At 65.1% G+C, this 23,842-nt stretch carries 16 protein-coding genes, 2 tRNA genes and 2 pseudogenes; 9 read left to right on the forward strand and 11 right to left on the reverse strand.

Annotation, left to right across the window (positions count from 1 at the left end; all coding sequences use genetic code 11):
- Window positions 1-52 precede the first annotated feature (52 nt).
- Window positions 53-769: a YoaK family protein gene (locus BJ987_RS05635; RefSeq protein WP_307869501.1), complete on the forward strand. Its 717-nt coding sequence runs from the start codon at window positions 53-55 to the stop codon at window positions 767-769.
- A gap of 50 nt (window positions 770-819) precedes the next feature.
- Here the strand turns inward: BJ987_RS05635 and BJ987_RS05640 are convergent.
- The 11 genes and pseudogenes from BJ987_RS05640 to BJ987_RS38350 all read right to left on the reverse strand — a co-directional run.
- Window positions 820-892: transfer RNA gene (locus BJ987_RS05640), tRNA-Ala, on the reverse strand.
- A gap of 83 nt (window positions 893-975) precedes the next feature.
- Window positions 976-1,083: a DLW-39 family protein gene (locus tag BJ987_RS05645; protein ID WP_209885316.1), complete on the reverse strand. Its 108-nt coding sequence runs from the start codon at window positions 1,081-1,083 to the stop codon at window positions 976-978.
- A 93-nt stretch (window positions 1,084-1,176) separates the two neighbouring features.
- Window positions 1,177-1,250 (reverse strand) — tRNA-Ile (locus BJ987_RS05650).
- Window positions 1,251-1,417: 167 nt separating this feature from the next.
- Window positions 1,418-2,383 carry a DUF3566 domain-containing protein gene (locus BJ987_RS05655; RefSeq protein WP_209885318.1) on the reverse strand — a complete coding sequence of 322 codons (966 nt, stop codon included), beginning with the start codon at window positions 2,381-2,383 and terminating at the stop codon, window positions 1,418-1,420.
- Window positions 2,384-2,423: 40 nt separating this feature from the next.
- A complete protein-coding gene (gyrA, locus tag BJ987_RS05660) occupies window positions 2,424-4,931 on the reverse strand; it encodes a DNA gyrase subunit A (RefSeq protein WP_209885320.1) in 2,508 nt (835 codons plus the stop codon).
- Window positions 4,932-5,029: 98 nt separating this feature from the next.
- On the reverse strand, window positions 5,030-7,063 hold the full coding sequence (gene gyrB, locus BJ987_RS05665; RefSeq protein ID WP_209885322.1) for a DNA topoisomerase (ATP-hydrolyzing) subunit B: 2,034 nt from the start codon (window positions 7,061-7,063) through the stop codon (window positions 5,030-5,032).
- Between the two features lie 306 nt (window positions 7,064-7,369).
- The gene (locus BJ987_RS05670) at window positions 7,370-7,975 is read right to left on the reverse strand and encodes a DUF721 family protein (RefSeq protein ID WP_209885324.1); all 606 of its coding nucleotides are present in this window, start codon (window positions 7,973-7,975) and stop codon (window positions 7,370-7,372) included.
- Window positions 7,976-8,264: 289 nt separating this feature from the next.
- Window positions 8,265-9,467: a DNA replication/repair protein RecF gene (gene recF, locus BJ987_RS05675; RefSeq protein WP_209885326.1), complete on the reverse strand. Its 1,203-nt coding sequence runs from the start codon at window positions 9,465-9,467 to the stop codon at window positions 8,265-8,267.
- A 93-nt stretch (window positions 9,468-9,560) separates the two neighbouring features.
- The gene (gene dnaN, locus BJ987_RS05680; RefSeq protein WP_209885328.1) at window positions 9,561-10,721 is read right to left on the reverse strand and encodes a DNA polymerase III subunit beta; all 1,161 of its coding nucleotides are present in this window, start codon (window positions 10,719-10,721) and stop codon (window positions 9,561-9,563) included.
- A gap of 892 nt (window positions 10,722-11,613) precedes the next feature.
- Window positions 11,614-12,723 (reverse strand): annotated as a pseudogene (dnaA, locus tag BJ987_RS38345) (chromosomal replication initiator protein DnaA); the annotation flags it as partial.
- Window positions 12,724-13,445: 722 nt separating this feature from the next.
- Window positions 13,446-13,734 (reverse strand): annotated as a pseudogene (locus BJ987_RS38350) (chromosomal replication initiator protein DnaA); the annotation flags it as partial.
- 657 nt (window positions 13,735-14,391) lie between these two features.
- On the opposite strand from BJ987_RS38350, the gene rpmH reads away from it, so the two are divergent.
- The 8 genes from rpmH (at window position 14,392) to BJ987_RS05725 (ending at window position 23,761) form a co-directional block, all read left to right on the forward strand.
- A complete protein-coding gene (gene rpmH / locus BJ987_RS05690) occupies window positions 14,392-14,535 on the forward strand; it encodes a 50S ribosomal protein L34 (RefSeq protein ID WP_209885332.1) in 144 nt (47 codons plus the stop codon).
- A 21-nt stretch (window positions 14,536-14,556) separates the two neighbouring features.
- Window positions 14,557-15,003, forward strand: coding sequence for a ribonuclease P protein component (gene rnpA / locus BJ987_RS05695; protein WP_209885334.1), 447 nt, complete (start codon window positions 14,557-14,559; stop codon window positions 15,001-15,003).
- Window positions 15,000-15,362, forward strand: a complete 363-nt coding sequence (yidD, locus tag BJ987_RS05700; RefSeq protein WP_209885335.1) for a membrane protein insertion efficiency factor YidD — start codon at window positions 15,000-15,002, stop codon at window positions 15,360-15,362. Before rnpA ends, yidD begins: the two co-directional genes overlap by 4 nt.
- Before the next feature lie 4 nt (window positions 15,363-15,366).
- Window positions 15,367-16,455 carry a membrane protein insertase YidC gene (yidC, locus tag BJ987_RS05705; protein ID WP_209885337.1) on the forward strand — a complete coding sequence of 363 codons (1,089 nt, stop codon included), beginning with the start codon at window positions 15,367-15,369 and terminating at the stop codon, window positions 16,453-16,455.
- 137 nt (window positions 16,456-16,592) lie between these two features.
- A complete protein-coding gene (locus tag BJ987_RS05710) occupies window positions 16,593-17,099 on the forward strand; it encodes a Jag family protein (protein WP_245366578.1) in 507 nt (168 codons plus the stop codon).
- Between the two features lie 154 nt (window positions 17,100-17,253).
- Window positions 17,254-17,976 (forward strand): 16S rRNA (guanine(527)-N(7))-methyltransferase RsmG, encoded by a 723-nt coding sequence (gene rsmG / locus BJ987_RS05715; protein ID WP_209885341.1) that lies wholly within the window; start codon window positions 17,254-17,256, stop codon window positions 17,974-17,976.
- 3,741 nt (window positions 17,977-21,717) lie between these two features.
- Entirely contained in the window at window positions 21,718-22,668 is a 951-nt protein-coding gene (locus tag BJ987_RS05720; RefSeq protein ID WP_245366581.1) for a ParA family protein, read from the forward strand.
- Window positions 22,669-22,708: 40 nt separating this feature from the next.
- Window positions 22,709-23,761 carry a ParB/RepB/Spo0J family partition protein gene (locus tag BJ987_RS05725; protein ID WP_209897895.1) on the forward strand — a complete coding sequence of 351 codons (1,053 nt, stop codon included), beginning with the start codon at window positions 22,709-22,711 and terminating at the stop codon, window positions 23,759-23,761.
- Window positions 23,762-23,842: the final 81 nt, after the last annotated feature.

Genomic DNA, 23,842 nt, shown 5'->3' on the forward strand with positions numbered 1-23,842 from the left:
GGTTGTAGGTGAGACTGAACCTCCGTCACCTGCCGTGGGAGGAGCCTGACCTGTGAAGCAGCCGGATTCGGCGCGCAAACGGGCACTGTACGACGCCGAAGCCCGCATCTCGTGGGTGCTGGCGGGGCTGGCCGGTCTGATCGGCGCGGCCGCGTTCATGCACACCGCCGGCTACTTCGTCACCTTCATGACCGGCAACACCGAACGGGCCATCCTCGGCCATTTCGACGGCGGCCGCGATATGGCCGTCGCCGCGGCCGCGCTGCTGGCGTCCTTCCTGTCCGGTGTCATCGTGGCCTCCTGGTGCCGCCGCCATTTCTGGCACGCCCACCCGCACGGCCCCACCCTGCTCACCACCGTCAGCCTCGCTGTCTCCGCGCTCACCGACCTCTACCTGGTCAGCCACGCCGAGGACACCTCGCGGATCGAGTTCATCCCGATTCTTTTCGTCGCCTTCGGCGTCGGCGCGCTGAACACCTCTTTCGTCAAGGACGGCGAAGTCTCGATCCCGCTCAGCTATGTCACGGGCACCATCGTGAAGATGGGCCAGGGCATCGAACGTCACATCGGCGGCGGCGATTACGCCGACTGGCTCGGCTACTTCCTCGTCTACGCCGCCTTCGCCCTCGGCGCGTTCCTCGGCGGCCTGCTCAGCCTCGCCGTCCCCGGCTGGGCCATGCTCATCACCGCCACCGTGGTGTGCCTGCTGACCACCTGCTACACCTATTTGCACCTGGACCGGCACGGGCCGCTGGAGGAAACCGCCTGACACAACGAAAAATGGCCCACGCTCGTGCGAGCGCGAGCCATTCGATCGAGTGGAGCCTAGGGGAATCGAACCCCTAACCCCTGCCTTGCAAAGGCAGTGCTCTGCCAATTGAGCTAAGGCCCCTTACCGCCCGAAACGGTACCTGCCGGGCGTTTGCCTAGTCAAACAAGCCCATTGCGAGCGAACTGCCAGATAGCCGGCAGCGGTCAGCGGTTGGTCACCTCGTGCCAGAGATCAGCGTCGTCGCGCTTGCGCAGCTTGGTGATTCCGACGAGGACGGCGACCGCAATACCAACGGTGAGAAGAAGTTTCATGACTCCACCCTACTGGGCCGATCAGCCCGCACCCAGAATTACGACAATGGCTCATGCTCTGAGTGAGCATGAGCCATTTCTGGAGTGGAAATGTGGGCCTAGGAGGACTTGAACCTCCGACCTCTTCGTTATCAGCGAAGCGCTCTAACCGCCTGAGCTATAGGCCCGAAAACGACTCTGTGGTGTAGCACCCGAGCCGAGGACAAAGATTACCCGACACCACCCAGTACAACCAAAACGCCTGGTCAGATCACATTTCTTCGGCGTGCCTGGAAACGGCGGACGGCCGGCGCCCGCCCCGCGAGGGCTGACACCGGCCGTCCGTAAAGCATTGCTAGTCGGGGTCGGCCAGGGTGACCTGGATACCGCCGACGAGGTCGCAGCACTGGTTGTAGATGAACGTGCCGACCGTGCCGAGCGCGGTGAACAGCACCACGTTGATCAGCCCGATGACACCGGCATAGCCGAAGACCGTGCCCGCGTCGATCAGACCCACCGAACCGCTGTCCTGCGACACCATGTCGGTGAAGGTGTTGTTCAGCCGCTCCCAGACGCCCATGCCCTCGAGCACGATATAGAGCAGGCCGACGGCCAGCATCCACACGAAGAACAGGGCCACGCTGATCACCAGCGAGATCTTCAGCGTCGACCAGGGGTCGATGCGGCGGATCTGCACGGTGGCACGCAGCGGCTCACCGGAGGCGACAGCCGCGGCCACCGCTACCGGAACCGCCGGCGACACCGGGTGGTACTGCGGGACGGAGGCAGTCGCTTCCTGCGGCGGCAGCGGATGCCGGATGTCGGACAGGTCGGGCATGTCCTTGATGAGTTCCGGCCGCGCGATGCTGCGCGTAGGTCCGTCGATACCAACGGATTTCACCATCGCCGCTTCCTTGCGCGCGGCTTTGGCGGCGAGGTCGGCGGTGGTGCGGGCGTTGGTGACGCCGCCGTTCAGCCCGCCCGCGGGCCGTCCGGTGACCGGCGCCTGGCCGGGCCGGTACAGGTTGGACTGCGGTTCCCGCTGCGGAAGTTGCGACCAACCTTCCTGATAGGGCGATTGGCCGCCACCGGTCTGCCCGACCGGCTCCGACTGTTGTTCTCGCCCTTCGGCGCCGGATTTTTGATCCGGCGCCTTGGCGGAGAATTCGCTCTTCTGATCCGGATTTTCGTTCGACTGCCCGCCTTCGGCCGAAGCGACCGGCCGGGAAGTCGGCCGCGGCGGAATCGGGGACGGTGCGATCCGTTCGGTCACACCGTTCGTGTGCTGCCGCTCGTCATTCGGCTGATTCGGAGTGGTCAATGGGAATCCTTAGATCCGTTCGTTGCCGCCGCTGGTGGATTTACTCGGAACCGGTGCTGTCATCGCCGGCAAGCTGATCGGGCTCGTCGGCATTGCGCGCGATAGCAAGCAACGTATCGCCATCCGCGAGGTTCATCAATCGCACGCCCTTGGTCTGTCGTCCAGCCTTACGAACCTGCTTCGCCGCCGTGCGGATAACGCCGCCACTGGACGTGATCGCGTACAACTCATCTTCGTCGTCGACGATGAGCGCACCGACCAGAGTGCCACGCTTGGCGTCGAACTGGATAGTCAATACACCTTTACCGCCACGACCCTGTGCGGTGTATTCCTCGATCGCGGTGCGCTTGGAGTAACCGCCGGACGTCGCGACCAGCAGATAGGTGTCGGGGCGAACCACGTTGAGCGACAACAGTTCATCGTCGGTATTGAAACGCATACCCTGCACACCGGAGGTGGCGCGGCCCATCGGGCGCAGCGCTTCGTCGGTGGCGGAAAAGCGAATCGACTGACCGTGCGCCGAGACGAGCAGCAGATCGTCCTCGTTGGAGCACAGCGCGGCGCCGACCAGTTCGTCCTCGTCCCGCAGGTTCACCGCGACGATGCCGCCGCTGCGATTGGAGTCGAAGTCCGTCAGCTTGGACTTCTTGACCAGACCGTTGCGGGTGGCGAGCACCAGATACGGTGCGTCCTCGTAACTCTGGATGCGGATGATCTGGGCGATCTTCTCGTCCGGCTGGAAGGCCAGCAGATTCGCCACGTGCTGGCCGCGCGCGGTGCGGTTGGCCTCGGGCAATTCGTAGGCCTTGGCCCGGTACACCCGGCCCTTGTTGGTGAAGAACAGCAGCCAGTCGTGCGTGCTGGTGATGAAGAAGTGCTTGACGATGTCGTCCTGCTTGAGACCCGCGCCCTGCACGCCCTTGCCGCCACGCTTCTGCGAGCGGTAGAGGTCGGTCTTGGTGCGCTTGGCGTAACCGGTCTCGGTGACGGTGACGACCACATCCTCGCGGGCGATCAGATCCTCGTCGGCGACATCGCCGTCGGCCGCGACGATCCGGGTGCGGCGCTCGTCCCCGAACTTCTCGACGATCTCGCGCAGCTCGTCGCGCACGATGATGCGCTGGCGCTCCGGCTTGGCGAGAATGTCCTTCAGATCCGCGATCTCGGTTTCGATCTTGTCCAACTCGTCGACGATCTTCTGCCGCTCCAGGGCGGACAACCGCCGCAGCTGCATGTCGAGAATGGCGGTGGCCTGGATCTCGTCGATGTCGAGCAGCTGCATCAGGCCGGTGCGCGCGGTGTCGGTGTTGGCCGAACGCCGGATCAGCGCGATGACCTCGTCGAGCGCGTCCAGCGCCTTGACCAGGCCGCGCAGGATGTGGGCCCGCTCCTCGGCTTTGCGAAGCAGGTACCGGGTACGCCGGACGATGACTTCCAACTGGTGATCGACGTAGAGCCGGATCATCTGGTCCAGGCGCAGCGTGCGCGGCACGCCGTCGACGATGGACAGCATATTGGCGCCGAAGCTGGTCTGCAGCTGGGTGTGCTTGTAGAGGTTGTTCAGCACCACCTTGGCCACGGCGTCCCGCTTGACCGTCACCACGATGCGCATGCCCGCGCGGTCGGAGGACTCGTCGTGGATATCCGAGATACCGGCGATCTTGCCGTCTTTCACCTGCTCGGCGATCGAGTTGATGAAGTTGTCGGTGTTGACCTGGAACGGCAACTCGGTGATGACGATGGTGGTGCGGCCGCGGTTGTCCTCTTCGATCTCGACCACGCCGCGCATGCGGATGGAGCCGCGACCGGTGCGGTAGGCGTCCTGGATGCCCTGGCCGCCGACGATCAGGCCGTAGGTCGGGAAGTCCGGGCCCTTGACCCGCTCCATGCACGCTTCGAGGGTGGTTTCCTCGTCGGCCTCGTAGTTCTCCAGCGCCCAGTAGACGGCTTCGGCGAGCTCGTTGAGGTTGTGCGGCGGGATGTTGGTCGCCATGCCGACCGCGATGCCGTTGGAACCGTTCATCAACAGGTTCGGCACCCGGCTGGGGAGAACCGTCGGTTCCTGGGAACGACCGTCGTAGTTCGGGGCGAAATCGACCGTCTCGTGGTCGATTTCGCGCAGCATCTCCATGGCGAGCGGCGTCAGGCGGCACTCGGTGTAACGCATGGCGGCCGCGCCGTCGTTGCCGCGGGAACCGAAGTTGCCCTGGCCGTCGACCAGCGGGTAGCGCAGCGACCACGGCTGGGCCATGCGCACGAGGGTGTCGTAGATCGACGCGTCACCGTGCGGGTGGTAGTTACCCATGGTCTCGGCGACCGGGCGCGCGGACTTCACATAACCGCGGTCGGGCCGGTAGCCGTTGTCGTACATCGCGTAGAGCACGCGACGGTGCACCGGCTTGAGACCGTCGCGCACGTCGGGCAGCGCACGGCCCACGATCACGCTCATCGCGTAATCGATGTAGCTGTTCTGCATCTCGTTCTGGATATCGACCGGTTCGATCCGGTCACCGGCCCCGCCGTTGGGAGGCAAGGTGGTCTCAGTCATGCGGTGGTCTCCTTAGAGGGCCAGGCCCGAAAAAGCGCTGTTAGCAGCTGATCTCAGGGCTGGCCGGTTGTTTCGAGCGACCTGCGGGCGATCGCCGGCTACACGTCGAGGAAGCGAACGTCCTTGGCATTGCGGGTGATGAAGCTGCGACGCGCCTCGACGTCCTCGCCCATCAGAATGGAGAACAGTTCGTCGGCCGCGGCGGCGTCGTCCAGGGTGATCTGGCGCAGCACCCGCACGGACGGATCCATGGTGGTCTCCCACAGTTCCTTGGCGTTCATCTCGCCCAAACCCTTGTAGCGCTGGACGCCGTCGTCCTTGTTGATCTTCTTGCCAGCCGACAGACCCGCCTCGATCAGCACGTCGCGCTCGCGGTCGGAGTAGGCGAACTCGGGCTCGCTGCGCTGCCACTTGAGCTTGTACAGCGGCGGCTGCGCGAGGTAGACGTGCCCGTGCTCGACCAGCGGCCGCATGAAACGGAACAGCAGCGTGAGCAGCAGCGTCGAGATGTGCTGGCCGTCGATGTCGGCGTCGGCCATCAGCACGATCTTGTGATACCGCAGCTTGGCGATATCGAACTCGTCGTGGATGCCGGTGCCGAACGCGGTGATGATCGACTGGACCTCGTTGTTCTTGAGGACCCGGTCGATGCGCGCCTTCTCAACGTTGATGATCTTGCCGCGCAGCGGGAGGATCGCCTGGTACATCGAGTCGCGGCCGGACTTGGCCGAGCCGCCGGCGGAGTCGCCCTCGACGATGTAGATCTCGGACTTCACCGGATCCTTGGACCGGCAGTCGGCCAGCTTGCCCGGCAGACCGCCCAGGTCGGTGGCGGACTTTCGGCGCACCAGCTCGCGCGCCTTACGCGCCGCCACCCGGGCCTGCGCGGACGAAACCGCCTTGTTCACAATGGTCTTCGCGTCGGCCGGGTTGGCCTCGAACCAGTGCGTGAGATGCTCGTTGCACGCCTTCTGCACGAACGACTTGACCTCGGTGTTGCCCAGCTTGGTCTTGGTCTGGCCCTCGAACTGCGGCTCACCGACCTTGACGCTCACAATGGCGGCCAGGCCCTCACGGATATCGTCACCGGTGAGGTTGCCGTCTTTGTCCTTGATGAGCTTCTTGTCTTTGGCGTACTTGTTGACCACCGTGGTCAACGCCGCGCGGAAGCCCTCTTCGTGCGTACCACCCTCGTGCGTGTTGATGGTGTTGGCGAAGGTGTGCACAGACTCGGAGTAGCCCGAGTTCCACTGCATCGCGACCTCGAGTTCGTGACCGGTGCCCTTGCCGGTGAACGAGACGATCGAGTTGTGGATGGCCTGCTTGGTCCGGTTGATGTGCTTGACGAAATCCTCGAGCCCGCCCGGGTAGTGATAGGTGCGGGTCTTCACCTTCGGCGCAGCCGCCTCGGCCGCCTCGTCGGCATGCTTGGGCGCTTCCGCCGTCTCGCTGACCACCTCGTCGGTGATCTCGTTGTCGGAGACCCGCTCATCGGTGAGGGTGATGGTGAGTCCCTTGTTCAGGAACGCCATCTCCTGCAGGCGGCGCGAGACCGTCTCGAAGTTGTAGGTGGTGGTCTCGAAGATCTCCGAATCCGCCCAGAAGCGGATGGTGGTACCGGTGCGCTTGGTCGGCTCGCCCTTGATCAGCTGGCCCGGCTTCGCGTCCTTGTAGGTCTGGCTCCAGTGGAAGCCGGCATTGTCGATCTCGGCTTCGAGCCGGCTCGACAGGGCGTTGACCACGGAGATACCGACACCGTGCAGACCACCGGACACCGCGTAGGAGTCGGAGTCGAACTTGCCGCCGGCGTGCAGCTGGGTCATGACCACCTCGATGGTGGGGATGCCCTGCGCGTGCATGCCGGTGGGGATACCGCGGCCGTCGTCGACGACCTCGACGCCGCCGTCGGCCAGGAGCTTCACATCGACGCGCGAGGCGTAACCGGCCATCGCCTCGTCGACCGAGTTGTCGACGACTTCCCAGATCAGATGGTGTAGACCGCGCTCACCCGTGGAGCCGATGTACATGCCGGGGCGCTTGCGAACCGCCTCGAGCCCTTCGAGGACCGTAATGGAGGAAGCGTCGTAATCACCGGATGTTGCTTTGGTCGAGCCCGATTCGTTGGCAGCCACTTGTCGGTAGCTCTCCTTACTTGCTGATCCTCAGGACAGCGGCCGGACAGCGCCATGAACCCCGTAGTCTGGACTGGTCGAAATCTGGGGTCCGAGAGCGTGCCGATCCGAACGCGCCGAAGGTTCGCCGCTAGTTACGCCACCATCCTACTGGTAGACCCAAGCCACAGTGCACCTAACACACCCCTAACGGCTCCGTGGCCCAAAGAAATCGACTCCACACGTGTCCTGTCGGCCATCCGGCGGTTTGATTCGCCTCTCCGAGCACCTAGGGCGCACTAGTTACTTGCCCGGAAGTAGCACGGCCTACCCGTAGGTGTCCCGGGGGCCGCGACCGCGGATGTGCCGCTCGCCCTTGCGCCAGCTCGGCGCCGCCGGACCGGTGATCTTCACCTGGGTGACCACGCCGTTTCCGACCGCGGCCGCGATCTTGGCCAGGATCTGGCTCTGCAACATGCGCAATTGGGTTGCCCAGGCGGTGGATTCGGCGGCGATGGACAGCACGCCGTCTTTGAGCGTCACCGGGTTCGCGTGCGAGGCGATGTCCTCCCCCACCACCTTCGGCCACTGACCGAACACCATGCCCTCGGCCACCTTCGCCGACCAGCCGCGGTTCTTCGCCAGCGTGCTCGTGATTTTGAACAGCGGCTGTGGATCACGGGCGTCCGGACCCGGACCCGACCACCCTGAGCGCCCGCGGCGGGCGCCGGGACGCAGACTCCGCTTCGGTGACGCCCGGCCCTGGCCGACCGATTTACCGGAGGCCCGCGCCGCCGCCCTGGCTTCTTCGAGCGCACGCCGGGCCAGATCGATACCGCGCAGCTCGGGTTCGCCATCACCTGGTTGTGCACTGCCTGGTCGTGCCCCGGCTGATTGTGCACCGGCGCCGTGCTGTTCCGGCTGATCGGTCATCACCTGCTCCGTTCGCCCGCTGGGTTTGTCCCCAGTTTTGTCAAGTTGTCCCCAGGCGCTGAACCTGCGATCCGGGGATGGAAATCCCGTGGTCAGCGGCTCGAGCACACAAGATCGAACGTCTGTTCGCCCCGGTCAAGTGGGTGTTCTGCACAACATCCACCGTTCGCGCCACCAAGTCGCGGTAGCGGGAGGGCGGTCACCTGGACGAAGTTATCCACAGAACCTGTGGATAACTCATCGGTGCTGGTGATACCGCCGCCGACCCCGTAACTCGGCGCTGCGAACTCTACGGGAGAACGCAGACATCGCGCTGTCCCGAATCGTCAGGTGTGACGATTCGGGAGGTACGCCGGTCCGCCTCCCCGCTGGTTTCCACCCGCAGCGGCACCGCCGCCAATTCGGCCGGCACGTCCTCGGGCACCGCGGCGGTGATGAGGACCTGCTCGGCGTCGGCCGCCACCGCGGCCAGGGCGGCGCGCCTGCGGCGGTCCAGTTCGGCGAAGACATCGTCGAGCAGCAACACCGGCTCCGTGCCGCCGGCGCGCAGCAGCTCGAACGCGCCCAGCCGCAACGCCAGCGCGAAGGACCACGATTCGCCGTGACTGGCAAACCCTTTCGCCGGTGCGCTGCCCAGCAACAGGTCCAGATCGTCGCGGTGCGGACCGACCAGGCAGACCCCGCGGTCCAGCTCCTTGGGCCGGGCAATCCCCAACTCGCGCAACATGATCGCTTCCAGCTCCGCGGCATCCTCGGGCTGCGGCTCCCGGGCGGGGTCGAGCAGTTCCGGCGGCAGATAGCCGCTGCGGTAACCGATTGTGGCGGGCCGGGATTCGGGCGCGATCGAGGAGTATGCCTGTGCAAGATGGGGATAAAGATCGTGCACCAACGCCAGACGCTGCGCCAGCAATACCGAGGCATGGGACGCCAGGTGACCGTCCCACACGTCGAGAGTGCTCAGGTCGGACTTCGAACGCGCTTGGCGCCCGGCGGTTTTCAGCAGAGCGGAGCGTTGCCGCAGTACCCGGTCGTAGTCCGCGCGCACCGCCGCGAGCCGCGGGAGCCGGGTTGTGCACAACTCGTCGAGGAAGCGCCGCCGCTCCCCCGGGTCGCCGCGCACCAGCGCCAAATCCTCCGGCGCGAACAACACCGTCTGCAGGATGCCGAGGATCTCGCGCGGCCGGCGCACCGGCGAACGGTTGATCTGGGCGCGGTTGGCGGCACCGGCGTTGAGTTCGACATCGATGCGCAGTTCGCGGCCCGTATTCACCACGGTCGCGCCGACCCGGGCCTTGGTAGCCCCCATGCGGATCATCGGCGCGTCGGCCGCGACCCGGTGCGAGGCGAGCGTGGCGAGGTAGCCGATCGCCTCGATCAGGTTGGTCTTGCCGTTGCCATTCGATCCCAAGAAGACCGTGCGGCCTGGGGATAATTCGAGCTCGACCTGTTCCCAGGACCGGAAATCACGGAGCGAGAGCGCCCGGATGAACATGCGTTATCCCACCCTGACCTGCGGAAGAACCCAGCCCACGGCGAGTGGACCGGGTTCCACCCGGTTATGCACAGACGTTTGCACTCCTGGGGATCAGCCCGGCAGCCGGACCGGCATCAACAGGTAGATGTAGGGGCTGGCCAGCGCGGCGAAGGCACCGGAGTCGAGCACCTCGGGCTCCTCCTCGCCGGCGGGCAGCAGCACCGCGGGACGGCTCGGCGTGGTGAACCCGAAGGTGACTCGATCCACGTGCAGCGCCGCGAGACCGTCGACGAGATAACCGGGGTTGAACGCGATGGTGAGCGGTTCGCCGCGGAAATCGGCATCCAGCCATTCCTCGGCGCGTCCGGCGTCGTCACCGCCCGCGGACAGCAACAAGCCTTCTGTGGAGAACTCCAAGCGCACCTGAGCGCCGCGCTCGGCCACCAGTGCTACACGCTTGATGGCTTCGGACAAGGCCGAAACCGACAGCGTCGCAATGGAGGTGTGCTCCTTGGGGAGCAATTGGCGGAACTTGGGGAATTCGGCATCGAGCAGGCGCGTGGTGGTGCGGCGCCCGGCGTTCACGATGCCCAGCAGGCCCTCCGAGCCCGCTCCTGTGCCCAGGGACAGCTGCACGGGCGCATCGGAGGAGCCGAGGGTCTTCGCGGCTTCGGAGAGCGTCTTGGCCGGAATCAGCACCGCGGTCTCGATATCCGCCTTCTCCGGCTTCCACTCGATGTGGCGGACCGCGAGGCGGAACCTGTCGGTGGCCGCGAGAACGACGTTGGCGCCCTCGATTTCGACGCGGATGCCGGTGAGCATCGGCAGCGTGTCGTCCCGGCCGGCCGCGACGGCGACCTGACCGACCGCCTCGGCGAAGACATCCACACCGAGTTCACCGGTCTGCTGCGGAACTTCGGGAAGCTGGGGATAGTCCTCGACCGGCATGGTGGGCAGGGAGAACTTGGCGCTGCCGCAGCTGATCAGCACGCGGGTGCCGTCGACGGAGACATCGACCGGCTTGTTGGACAGCGCCTTGGTGATGTCGGCCAGGAGGCGGCCGGAGACGAGAACCTCACCGGGACCGGCGACCTCGGCGGCGACGCGCATCTGCGCGGACACCTCGTAGTCGAAGCCGGAGACCGTGAGGCCGTCCTCATCGGCTACCAGCAGCACACCGCCCAGGACGGGCACCGGAGGCCGGGAGGGGAGGCTGCGCGCGACCCAGGCGACGGATTCCGCGAAATCCTCACGGGCGACCCGAAACTTCATGCTTTCCATCGCCCGATCTGTCCTCTCCCAGTCTTGGAGTCGATACTGCCGTGATCCGTGTGCGGGGCCGAACGTCGTAAGAGGGTACTGGATCGGCCGCCCTTCGAAAGTCTGGCATAGGCGGCCGACAACAAACCGTACTCGCGTAGGCCGCGCAGACCTAGCCCGACCCTCCGGAGCTTTCACCGGTGAGTGGAGATCGCGTGTGAGTCCGCGACTTCCGGGTATCGCGCCGGCATGCGATTCGGGTTCGGCGGCGAAACGACTCGGCCGAACTTGTCGGTGCCGCGTGCTTGGCTCTGCCTCGATGCCGCTCTTCGGTGAGTGGCTCGGCGCGTGACCCTGCTCGACCGACTTTCCACACAGCCTGTTTTCAAGAGATCTCTCTAATTGAAAGAACTGAAGTAGTAGTAGGCACTGTGGAATCTGTGGACTGAGCCTGTTTTCGCAGGTGGCGCGGTGCGGTGCCGTGGGGATGACCGGCGCATGACTCGAGGATGAACCGAGGGTGTCTGTGGACCGCGGAAAGTTGTCCCGTATTCATCCTCGAGTGCTCCTCGAGTTGTTCCACCGTAATCAGGTGTTTGTGCACACGTGTGCAGGAACAGGTGCACAACTCGAGGATTCCTCGAGGACTCCCCAGGGACTCCTCGAGGAATCCACAGGGGTTAACCGGCAGTCTGCCTGGTCAGTGCCTGTGAGTAGCTGAAGGTGTTAGCGATGGGGACAACTGGCTGTGAGTGGCGGCCCCCAGGCCTGCTCCACAGGGTGTGTGCGAACCGGTGGACAAACCAGTGGATTCCTCGAGGAGTCCACAGGAATTCCTCGAGGAATCCCCAACCCATAAAAATGCACCGCCCCTGGTCAGAGGCGGTGCACAGGTGTGTATAACTTATCGGGAGCGTTGTTTGATGCGGGCTGTTAGTTCTTGCACCTGGTCGTACACCCGGCGGCGCTCGGTCATCTCCTTACGCACCTTTTTCTCCGCGTACATCACCGTGGTGTGGTCTCGGCCGAACGCCTGGCCGATCTTCGGCAGCGACAGGTCCGTGAGCTCACGACATAGGTACATCGCGATCTGCCGGGCCTGCGCCAGCGGCCGAGCCTTACCCGGCCCCGTCAACTCCTCCAGGGTCGTGTTGAAGTACTCCGCGGTCACCGCCATGATCGTGGCCGCGTTGATCTCCAGCGCCGCGGTCTCCGGCATCAGATCGCGCAGCACCACCTCGGCCAGCGGCAGATCCAGCGGCTGACCGTTCAACGAGGCGAACGCGGTGACGCGGATCAGCGCGCCCTCCAACTCGCGGATATTGCGCTCCACCCGGCTGGCGATCAGTTCCATCACGTCGTGCGGCACGTCGAGCCGGTCCATGCGCGCCTTCTTGCGCAGAATCGCGATCCGGGTCTCCAGCTCGGGCGGCTGCACATCGGTGATCAGGCCCCATTCGAACCTGGTCCGCAACCGTTCCTCCAGAGTCGCCAGCTGTTTGGGCGGGCGGTCCGAGGACACCACGATCTGCTTGTTCGCGTTGTGCAGCGTGTTGAAGGTGTGGAAGAACTCCTCCTGAATACCTTCCTTGCCCTCGATGAACTGGATGTCGTCGACCAGCAGGATGTCGGTCTCGCGGTAGCGGCGCTTGAACGCCACCTTCCGGTCGTCACGCAGCGAGTTGATGAAGTCGTTGGTGAATTCCTCGGTCGAGACGTATTTCACCCGCATACCCGGGAACAGCCGCTGCGCGTAGTGGCCGGCCGCGTGCAGCAGGTGCGTCTTGCCCAAACCGGAAGCGCCCCAGACGAACAGCGGGTTGTAGGCGCGCGCGGGCGCCTCCGCGATAGCGACCGCGGCGGCGTGCGCGAACCGGTTGGACGCGCCGATGACGAAGGTCTCGAAGGTGTATTTCGCGTTCAGGCTGGCCGAGGAACTCGGCGCGGGCGTCTCCTGGGTCTTGGTGAAGTAGGTCGGCCAGGAGTTGCGGGCGCTGACGATGGGTTCGTCGTCGTCCTCGTGGTCGGAGTGCGCGGGGCGGTTGTCGCGGACCGGTTGTGGTTCGCGGGGTTGATGTTCGCGTCCGGGATGTTCGCGCGTCTGGTGTTCGCGCGTCTGGTGTTCGCGTGACGGATGTTCCCGTCCCGGATGTTCCCGTCCCGGGTGCTCGCGGACCGGCTGGTGCGCGGCGGCGATCACGGGCTCGGGCTCGTCGTGGTGCGACCCGCGCCCACCCTGCTCGCGACCGGGGCCGCGCATCGGGACGGGTTCGGGTGTGAACAACGACTCCTGTCCGGGCGGACCGGACTCGCGGCGCGTCGATTGCCCGTTCGGCCGGGACGGCGGCTCGGGCGCGGGTGCGACCGGCACGGCGACCGGAGTCGGGTAGTCCTGGCCCGGGTAGTAGTCGTCGGGCGGGCCGTATTCCGGGGCCGGTTCGTAATCCGCTTGCGGCTGGTAGTCCGCTTGCGGCTGGTACTCGGGCTGCGGCTGGTACTCGGGTTCATAGCCCGGCGCGGGCTGGTACTCCGCGGCGGCGGGTGCGTAATCACTCCCACCCTGTTGATAGTCGGGCACCGGGTCGTAATCACCGGCCCCGCCGTAACGCTGGGGCTGGCCGTATTCACCGCGCGCCGGGTAGTCCGGGGCGGGAGCGCGCCGCGGTTCCCGGCGTTCGGGCCGGCTGGTCATGCGGGCATGCCGCGGATTCGCCGCGGACCGCTCGCTGGTCGACTGCGGCGGCGCGGCGATACGCACGCCGAGGCCTTCGACCTGGGGGCCGAGCCGTCGGCCGAGGGAACGCAGGATCGGTTCGCGCAGATCGCGTTCGATGGCTTCCTGGGCCAGCGACGAGGGCACCGAGAGCAGCGCGAAGCCCTGCGCCACGGTGATCGGCTTGACCAGCTTGAGCCAGGCCTGCTGCGCTCTGGTGACCGGGGGGATAGCGCCGTCGGGCGAGCCGGTGGTGAGCTCAGCGATCACCTCGGGCCACACAGTGGCCAACACGTTCTGCTCGTCGTCCATGCAGTGTCCTCCCCAGTAGTTGTCGATAGGCGCAGGCCGCCTTTCGGGTGACCCGCAAGCAGTTACCAACGGCCGGGGGCACGCGGGCATCTACCGTGGATGGCGGTACAGCGGTCCCGCGAGCGCGAGCGCTGTTAGGAACCTCCGGTTCCAGGTAGCGGCGAAGGGGCAGCCGTCGGCCTACGAATATGCCACCGGAGGGGTGTTTCCACACAATTATCCACAGATGTGGAAAACCCTGGGGACATGTGAAATGTGCTTCAGCTCGGCCGGTGTGTCGCTCTCACCTGCGGATCTTCAGCTACCAGCTGGCTATCGTTGGGCATCCGCACACCCCTGGGCGCCTAGGGGTGTTGATAACGCACGACGGAGTCCACAGCCCTGTTCATAGTTTGACCTGGTCCGATGACGGGCGACGTGGGGGCTGAGTTTGACCCGCATCTCGAGGATCAGTACCCTCGTACAGTCACCCCTTGGTGCGGTGGCGGTCCTGTGCTGACCGCGTTGAGGTCGTAACCGACCCTGTGCGCCAGGACCGACGCGCATCGATGATGACCGAACTTGCAATGCTTGGGCTACTCAGCATCGCGCGCACTACGTTTTACCGACCAGCTATCGGGCGCCACCTGGTGCCCACCAACTCTAGGAGTGTTGACCGTGGCCAAGGGCAAGCGGACGTTCCAGCCGAACAACCGTCGTCGGGCGCGTGTTCACGGCTTCCGTCTCCGGATGCGGACCCGTGCGGGCCGCGCCATCGTTTCCGCGCGTCGCGGCAAGGGCCGCAAGACCCTGACTGCCTGATCCTCGCATTCGGACGCTCGGGTGTTGCCTGAGCCGTATCGGTTGCATCATCGTGCCGACTTCTCCCGGACGGTGCGCCGCGGCCAGCGAATCGGGAGGCGAGATCTGGTCGTACACGTGCACATTCACGGGTATGACGGAATCGTGGGCACGAGTGGACCTGACGGCGCAGCGGGGTTTACCCACCCCGTCGGCTCCGCCTCCTGCCGTCCCCCGGCGGATGCGCTGGTCCGCGTGGGCGGTCCGCGATTCGGATTGATTGTCAGCAAGGCGGTGGGCTCCGCGGTGATTCGACACCGGGTAGCCCGCCGCCTGCGTCATATGTGCGGCAAGGTGATCCACGATCTACCCGTCGAGGCCGATATCGTGATCCGTGCGCTGCCCGGCGCCGCCGACGCCGATTCGGACGAGCTACTCCGCCAACTCCGGGGCGCGCTGCGCAAACTCGATGGGGCCCGGTCGTCGTGAGAAGCCTCGCGCGGCTGCCGGCTCGCTTGTTGATCTTCTTGATCGAGCTGTACCGGACCTACGTCTCCCCCACCCGAATGCCGGTGTGCCGCTTCACACCGACCTGCAGTGAATACGCCGTCACCGCGCTGCGCACCCGGGGCCTGTTCATCGGGCTCGGACTGACGGTCGTGCGACTGCTCAAATGTGCGCCCTGGCACCCTGGTGGGTGGGACCCCGTCCCGGAGCGCCGTCCGCGCGCCCGGGATGAGGCAGCCGCTGCCGACAATGCCACGTCATCCGACGACGCGTCGGCGCCACACGCTTGTACAGGATCACCGTCCGCGGTGATCGGCGAACCGAACGACGGGAGTGCATAGAGCCGTGCTCGACTTCATTTATTACCCGGTGTCCTGGATCCTCTGGTTCTGGCATCGAGTTTTCGCGGCCATCCCCGGCCTGGGTAAGGACAGCGGTATCGCCTGGGCCCTGGCCGTGGTGTTCCTGGTCTTCACGCTTCGCGTCGTGCTGTACAAGCCGTTCGTGAAGCAGGTCCGCACGACCAAGCAGATGCAGGAGTTGCAGCCTCAGATCAAGGAGCTGCAGAAGAAGTACAAGAACGACCGCCAGAAGATGGCGCTGGAGATGCAGAAGCTCCAGAAGGATCACGGCTTCAACCCGCTGATGGGCTGCCTGCCCATCCTGGCGCAGGTGCCGGTGTTCCTCGGTCTGTTCCATGTGCTGCGTTCGTTCAACCGGACCGGTCACGGCTTCGGTCAGCTCGGCATGAGCATCCAGGAAAACGCCAACACGCCGAACTACGTCTTCAATGCCGCCGACGTGCAGTCCTTCCTGAGCGCGCGCCTCTTCGGTGCGCCCATCTCCGCGTTCATCACCACTCCGGTGAGCGAACTGCAGGCCTTCGCCATCGACGGTCAACTGCCCTCCCGGGTCGCCATCGGCGCCGTCGCGATCCCGCTGATGATCATCGCCGGTCTCGCCACGCACTTCAACGCGCGCGCCTCGGTCGCTCGCCAGAGCCCGGAAGCCGCGGCCAACCCGCAGGCCGCGATGATGAACAAGCTCGCGCTGTGGGTGTTCCCCCTCGGCGTGCTCGTCGGTGGTCCGTTCCTGCCGATCGCCATCCTGCTGTACTGGGTCGCGAACAATATCTGGACCTACGGTCAGCAGCACCTCGTCTTCGGCCGGATGGCCAAGGAAGAAGAAGAGAAGAAGCAGCAGAAGCTCGAGCAGCGCGCACAGAACGCGCCGAGGCCGGGTGCCAAGCCGGTGAACGTCAAGAAGAAGCAGCCGGTCGACGCCGACGTGGCGGACGCGGTCGAGGATGTGGTGGACACGGTCTCCACGAACGGCACCGCAGCCGCCAAGCCGAAGACTTCGGCCCAGCGCCGCTCGGGTGGCGGACAGAAGCGTCCGAACCGCGGCCGGGCGAACCAGAAGCGACGGCGTTGATCGCGCGCCGGCACTGAGCAGCAACCCCTTGATCGCGTACCACCCGGCGGCGATGGCCAGGCGGTCGCGGCGAGCAGATGAAGGAAAACCAAATGACTGTTGAGACCGACGGAGGGGACGCCACAGTGGCGACGACGATGGTGAACGCCGAGACGGAACCAGCTGATGTCGCGAGTGACTCCGAGGAAGCCCTGATCGAAGAGGGCGAAATCGCGGGTGACTACCTCGAGCAGCTGCTCGATGTGCTGGATTTCGACGGCGATATCGATCTGGACGTCGAAGGCGATCGTGCGGTGGTGAGCATCGATGGCGGCCGGGATCTGTCGAAGCTGGTCGGCCGGGACGGGGAGGTGCTCGACGCGCTGCAGGAGCTGACCCGTCTCGCGGTGCAGCAGGCGACCGGTGTGCGCAGCCGGCTGATGTTGGACGTGGCCGGCTGGCGGGCCAAGCGTCGGGAGGAATTGAGTGCGCTCGGAACCGCTGCGGCCAAGCGGGTGCTGGAATCCGGTGCGCCGGAAGCGCTGGCGGCGATGACCCCGTTCGAGCGGAAGATTGTGCACGACGCGGTCGCCGCGGTCGACGGAGTCGAGAGCGAGAGCGAGGGCGTGGAGCCGAACCGCCACGTGGTGGTCGTTCCCGCCTGATATCGGGCGAGGTTGGGGACGGGGCGTTTCGTCACCGTGACGTTTTGGACCGGGCCCCTGATCTTCGGATCGGGGGCCTTCTCCATGTCCCGGCTGCGAACCCCGGGTGCCGGTTCAATACTGTTGACCTATCGAACGCGGAAGGAAGTTTCACGTGGAACGGGATCTCGGGGAAAGCGCTCCCCTGCCGACCGAGTTGGAGCCACCCGCCGAAGCCGCTCAGGTTTTCGGTGCGCGGTTGGATATCGCGCGGATGTACTGCGCGGCGCTCGCCAGCGCCGGGGTGGAGCGCGGACTGATCGGTCCCCGTGAAGTCCCGCGCCTATGGGATCGGCACATCCTCAACTGCGCGGTACTCGGTGAGCTGATCCCCGAAGGCGCGACGGTAGTCGATATCGGGAGCGGTGCCGGTCTGCCCGGCATCCCGCTCGGCATCGCGCGCCCGGATCTTCGAATCACCTTGGTGGAACCGCTCTTGCGCCGCACCATCTTTCTGAGTGAATTCATCGAAGCGGCCGGCCTCGACATCACCGTCGTGCGCGGTCGCGCCGAACAGTCCGGGGTGATGAAGGAAGCGGGCGGTGCCGACATCGTCACCTCCCGTGCGGTCGCCCCGCTGGCGAAACTGGCTCAGTGGTCCCTCCCCCTCCTCCGCGATCACGGACGGATGCTCGCGCTCAAAGGCATCAGCGCCGCAGAGGAGTTGGCGCGCGACGGTGAGGCGCTCGCCCGAGCCGGAGCAAGCAACGCACAGGTGCTCGAATGCGGAACCGGACTGGTCTCCACCCCCACTCTGGTGATCAGCGCCGAACTACTTCCCCGGGCTGAGCGGACGACTCGTCGTCGTGTGGCGCGGGTCAACAAGTCTCGGGGCTGAGCAAGTCTTTTGGTGCGTCGCCTGTTTCACATGAAACATCGCCGACTCGGCAGATGCTTCCGCGTCGTCTGATGCGACAGCGGCCTTACGCAGATGCCGACAAACCGCGTCGCGGACGATGGCAACCGATCAAGTCCGGTGCAGCGTCGAAGCCGGGTGCGACCACCTCCCAGCAGCGTGTCGACCAACGGCCAATCGGTATCTGCATGTTCTCCCCTCCCCTGTGCCCGGCTTCAAGACCGAGTTGGACTCAGTGACCGTCACGACGCTCGGCGTGCACATCCGCGCTGTATCCAGGTCGCCAGGAATGCCACCGGACGGGCCCAAGGCCAATAACCGACTTGCTTGGATTCGACCAACGAGTTGGCGTCTGAGGGACTGCGGTCAGGATGACAACCACTGCGTCTGGTGCGCCTACCTATCGCTGCGGTCTGACGCACGTCTCCCCCCTTGCGCGCAGGGCGACCGCCGACCGGCCTTTGCCCGACTCCCCTTCCTTGGTGTCTGGCGACAACTGACCGGCGTCTGATGTGAGTATCAACCAACGTCTGAGTAACAGCAGCCGCGATGACAACCAACTCGCATGTGGCGCGCCAACTGACCGCCGGAGTCTGGCGCGGCCCTGCTCCTCGCGTGTTGGCATCTGCGCGACTCCCCGTCCGGCGTCTGACGCAGCGATCGCCCGGCGTCTGATGCGGCAATCGACCGGCGTCTGAGCGTTGACAACCAACTGGCATGTGATCCACCCACTGACCGGCGGAGTTCGGGGCGGCTCTGGCTCCCCGCGTCATGGGCGTCTACTGCACCGCATACTGGGTGACTGTGACCGGTACGCGCTCGGCTCCCCCAGGTCTGGCGCAACGATCGGCTGGTGTCTGATGTGACTATCCCTTTACGTCTGAGCGATTGCTCAGGATGGCAACCAACCCGCGTGCGGTGCGCTAACCAACTCACGTGCTTTTGCTGCTCTCTCTCCGCGTGTGGGGCTTCTACTCCCCGCGTATTGAGTGACCGTCGACCGGCATGCGCGCTGCTCCTCTTCCGGTCTCTGGCACGACGACTGTCGACGACTGAAGCGAAGGCCGACCTGCATCCGAGCAACAGCGGCAAGTTGGCCGCCGACTGGCGTGTGATGCGCCCATTGCTTTGTGGTGACGCTGCGGGCGGCGTACGAGTGACTGGCTCAGGACGGCAGCCGACTGACTTGGTGCCATATCCGGCGGGGGTCTGGCCTGCCAACTGACCGGCGCCATTCGGACTACAGATTTCGATTTAGGAGGGTGACATCAGACCCGCGACGGAGCGACTGCGTTCAAGAGACATCCGATCAGCCTGTGGTGTGACCGTCGTTCGACTGCATTGCGATATGGATTGAGCGCCAGGGTGATTGCGTCGAGGGCAGCTGGCTAGCTTCCGGTGGACCAACCGACCGAGGGACTGAGTGACCATCGGCCAGAGGCTGACGCGACGATCCAGCCTGTATCTAACGCGGCACATGACCAATGTCTGAGTGACCTGTTCAAGAGGGCAGCGACTCAGTCTCGTTCAACGCCAGGGGTGCCGGTATGACAACTCCCGTGGCGCCGGCGCACCTGCCGACTGAGGGTTCGACGTGACACAGGACCGAATGTCCGATTGCCGATAGAGAAGGTGGCAGCCAACTTGTTAGTCAACCATCAACGGCAATCGGCGCCTCGTGCCAGTTGACCTTGGGATGGCGTGGAGGCCCAACTGGACGTCTTACGTGGCAGAGGAACCTGATATCTGATCGCCTTGGTGCTCACGTGCGGCAGCCAACTTAGCCGCCGAAGCGCGATCAGCGGTCAGTGAGCGGCGGTCAGTGAGCGGCAAGCGCGGCCGACGTGACAGCCGCCTGCGGCTGATGTGCTGATCGACGGGTTTGACAGGACACGGGAGCCGACCTCCGATTTCCTGGGTTCTGGGTGGCAGCCAACTCAATTTGTAATCCGCCATCCGCCATCCGGCGACCGCCAATCGTCATCTGTCGGGCGGTGCCTGGTGTGACAACCGGCCGGCTTGGCGTGCCTGTCGGTTTTTGGATTCGATGGCATGGGGGCCGGTTCCAGAGTGCCGGGTGCAGAGGTGGCGGACGATCCGGTCTCGTGCGACTCGCCGCTGGCGCCTGTCAGTCATCTGACGGGCGTCGGCGCGATTATGGGTTTTTGCGTCTGGCACGAGGTCACCCTCGGTGTTATCGACTGCATCCAGATGAGAACCCCTTCACTGTTGGTGGGAGCTACGGCCGATGCATGAAGACGGCGGCGGCGCTGCGCCTCGTTGTCATCTGCCTAATCACCTCGTAGTAGCGGGCTTGCGCTCCGGCGAAGCAGGTCGGTCCGCGAAGGGGACCGACTGTGTTCAGGCGGACGTTGAGGCCCAGGGGCGCGTCTGACGCGATGCGGGCTGAGAAGGTCTCCTAGCGCGTCGCCTTGTTTCACATGAAACATCTCCGTCCTCGGGAATCCCCTCTGCGCTGTCTCGTGAGCAGCGGCCTAACGCGAAAGCCGATAACGGCTGCACGCACGATGGCAACCGATCAAGGCCGGTGCAGCTCCCTACATTTGGCTGTGCCGGGGTGATCGCCGACTGAGTCCTGTGGACGACTCGGTGCGGTGCGGTGCGGTGCGGAGCCGGGCGGGTTTGGTGTCTGTGTCTGTGTGCCTGTTAGAGGTGCTTGCGGAATTGGCTTTGTGACAACCTGGTCGGCTTCCGGTGCTGTGCGTGCCTGTGTCGTGGGCGGTTTGTGGAATTGGTCGTGTGTCGAACTTGGTCAGGGGCTGGTCGCGCGGGGCTTGGTATCTGTGTGGATGTGTTCAGGTGGTGTGGACCGGATCTTGTGGGCAACTGATCCCGGCCTGGTGCGATATTGATCCGGTGTCTGTGTTCAGAGCTGCGGCCGACGCACCTGGTTCGAGAATCGGCCGTCGCCGCTCCGGACACCGAGCACGCATCTGGGCGGAGGCGTCTGGATATGGAGCTTGCGGTTCGGCGATGGCGGAGCTTCGAGTGCGCGATGGCGGAGCTTGTGGCGCAAGGAACGTCCGGTGTTGCGATGTGGTGCATCCGGGCCTGCGACAACGAACCCGAGCACCAGTTGCGTCACCTGATTCGCCGGGCCGCGCGACATCATGCGAACGATGTCGCCTATCAAACCGAGCTCGGCGAGTGGAGTGGCCACCGCAGTGGTGGGCGATGGCGGAACTTCCGGTGATTGGACGGCACTACAGCTTTGCGCACAGGACGACGTCGTTTGACGCCGCGACGCTGCTCAGAGGGGGAGACTTTTGCGGCGATCGACTTCGACCGGGTGGCGAGAGCCTGCTTCGCGGGCAAGTTCGGGCACGTCCAGGGGCGCGCCCGCTAGCGTTGCCAGGCCGTGCCGCTGTTTCATGTGAAACATTCGGAATCTCGGGTGGGGTTTGGGGACCGGCGGTGCGGTCAAATCGCTTGTCCTGTGCGCCGCACCGCGATTCAGCTTTCTAATCCTGCTGAGTGCTGGCAAGCTATGACACGTCGGGCGTGAGCGTTGTTGCCACGAAGGAATATTGGTATGCGGGATGACTCCGCTCGTGATGTTCGTTCCGACTCAGCTGTTTTTTGAAGTCACATGCGTCGGCGTTCGGCCGATGGTGCGTGATCTGAAGTTCTCGGTTAGGAGCAGTTATGTCGAGCGGTCCGGCGAAGAATGTTTCACGGGAAACCACGTCGCGCGTGCCGGGGATGCTGGACTCCAGCAACCTCGACCAAGAAGCCTTCGGGAGCACACCGTTCGGGCACATCTCCCCCAGCGAGACTCCGATCGCGGCCGAAGCGCAGCGCGCCAGCCAGATACTGCATCCAGGAAAGGTGACTGTGCCGAAACCGCACGAGCAACGGATCATCACCATCGCGAATCAAAAGGGCGGCGTCGGTAAGACGACAACGACGGTGAATCTTGCCGCGGCCCTGGCGCATCAGGGGATGACAGTGCTCGTGATCGATCTGGATCCGCAGGGCAACGCGAGCACCGCCCTCGGCATCGAGCACCACTCGGGGGTGCCCTCCAGTTACGAGCTGCTCATCGGCGAGGTCTCGGTGAAGGAGGCGATCCAGCAGAGTCCGCACAACGAGCGCCTGCTGTGCATCCCCGCCACCATCGATTTGGCCGGCGCGGAGATCGAATTGGTCTCCATGGTGGCTCGGGAAGGCCGCCTGAAGGCCGCGATCGAGCAGGCGAATATCGCCGGCTACGACATCGACTACGTAATGATCGACTGCCCGCCCTCGCTCGGTCTGCTGACCGTCAACGCGCTCGTCGCGGCGAAGGAGGTGCTGATTCCGATCCAGTGCGAGTATTACGCGCTGGAGGGCGTCGGGCAGTTGTTGCGCAATATCGGTCTGGTGCAGGCGCATCTGAACCCGCAGCTGCACGTCTCGACGGTGATCCTGACGATGTATGACGGTCGCACCAAGCTGGCCGATCAGGTCGCCGACGAGGTGCGCGCGCACTTCGGGGACGCGGTATTGCGTTCGGTCATCCCCCGCAGCGTAAAGGTCTCGGAGGCACCGGGATACGGCATGACGGTGCTCGATTATGATCCAGGCTCCCGGGGCGCGATGAGCTACCTCGATGCGGGCCGGGAGATGGCGCAGCGAGCGATGGCGAAAGCCGCTACGGGCGGCGCAGCTTAAATGCTCGGTGTGGTTGGCGACAGAAGGGATCGGTAAGCCGATGAGTCAGGCGAAGAAGGGTGGGCTGGGACGCGGTCTGGCCGCGTTGATCCCGACGGGCCCGGCGGCCGATCCGACGGCGATGGGGGCCACGCACGGCCTCGCGCCGGGGATGGGCAGTGCCGCGGCCAATGTGGTGATCGGCATCGATCCCATCGGCCCCCAGCCGGCTTCGGCCTATCTGCATCGGGTCCCCGACCCCACCGAAGACGCCGATCCGAACCTGGCGGGCGCGACGTATCGCGAGATTCCGCCGGCGCAGATCGAGCCGAATCCGAAGCAGCCGCGCCAGGTCTTCGAAGAGGAGGCGCTGGCGGAGCTGGTGCACTCCATCAAAGAGTTCGGCCTCATGCAACCGATCGTGGTGCGCCGGGTGGAACCGGGCGTGGACCGCTTTCAGCTCGTCATGGGCGAGCGGCGCTGGCGGGCCTGCCAGAAGGCGGGGCTGGAGAGCATTCCGGCCATCGTCCGGGAGACCGCCGACGAGGCGATGCTGCGGGATGCCCTGTTGGAGAACATCCACCGGGTGCAGCTGAATCCGTTGGAAGAGGCGGCGGCCTATCAGCAGCTGCTGGAGGAATTCGGCGTCACCCATGAGGAATTGGCGTCGCGCATCGGCCGGTCTCGTCCGGTCGTCACCAACATGATCCGCTTGCTGAAATTGCCGATTCCGGTGCAGCGCCGGGTGGCAGCCGGCGTGCTGTCGGCGGGGCATGCGCGCGCGTTGCTCGGGCTCGAGGCCGGAGCCGACGCACAGGAAGTGCTGGCCGCGCGGATCGTCGCCGAGGGCCTATCGGTGCGCGCCACCGAAGAAGCGGTGACGCTGGCGAATCGCGATCCGGAGAATGCCGCCACTCCCCCGGCGGCGCCGCGCCGCAAGCCGATTCATATGCCGGGTCTGCAGGATGTGGCCGAGCGGCTGTCGGAGTCCTTCGACACCCGGGTGACGGTGAGCCTAGGTAAGCGCAAGGGCAAGATCGTCGTGGAGTTCGGTTCCGTCGAGGACCTCGAGCGCATTGTCGGGATGATGCAACAGCAACAGCTCGACCAGTGACGAAAATCGCTCCGTAGTTCCGGTAGCCCTGTGCTCACCGCCGAAACGTCACTGTGACGGCGCGTTTCAGCGCAGCGTTTC

The sequence above is a fragment of the Nocardia goodfellowii genome (assembly GCF_017875645.1).
GTDB lineage: Bacteria > Actinomycetota > Actinomycetes > Mycobacteriales > Mycobacteriaceae > Nocardia > Nocardia goodfellowii.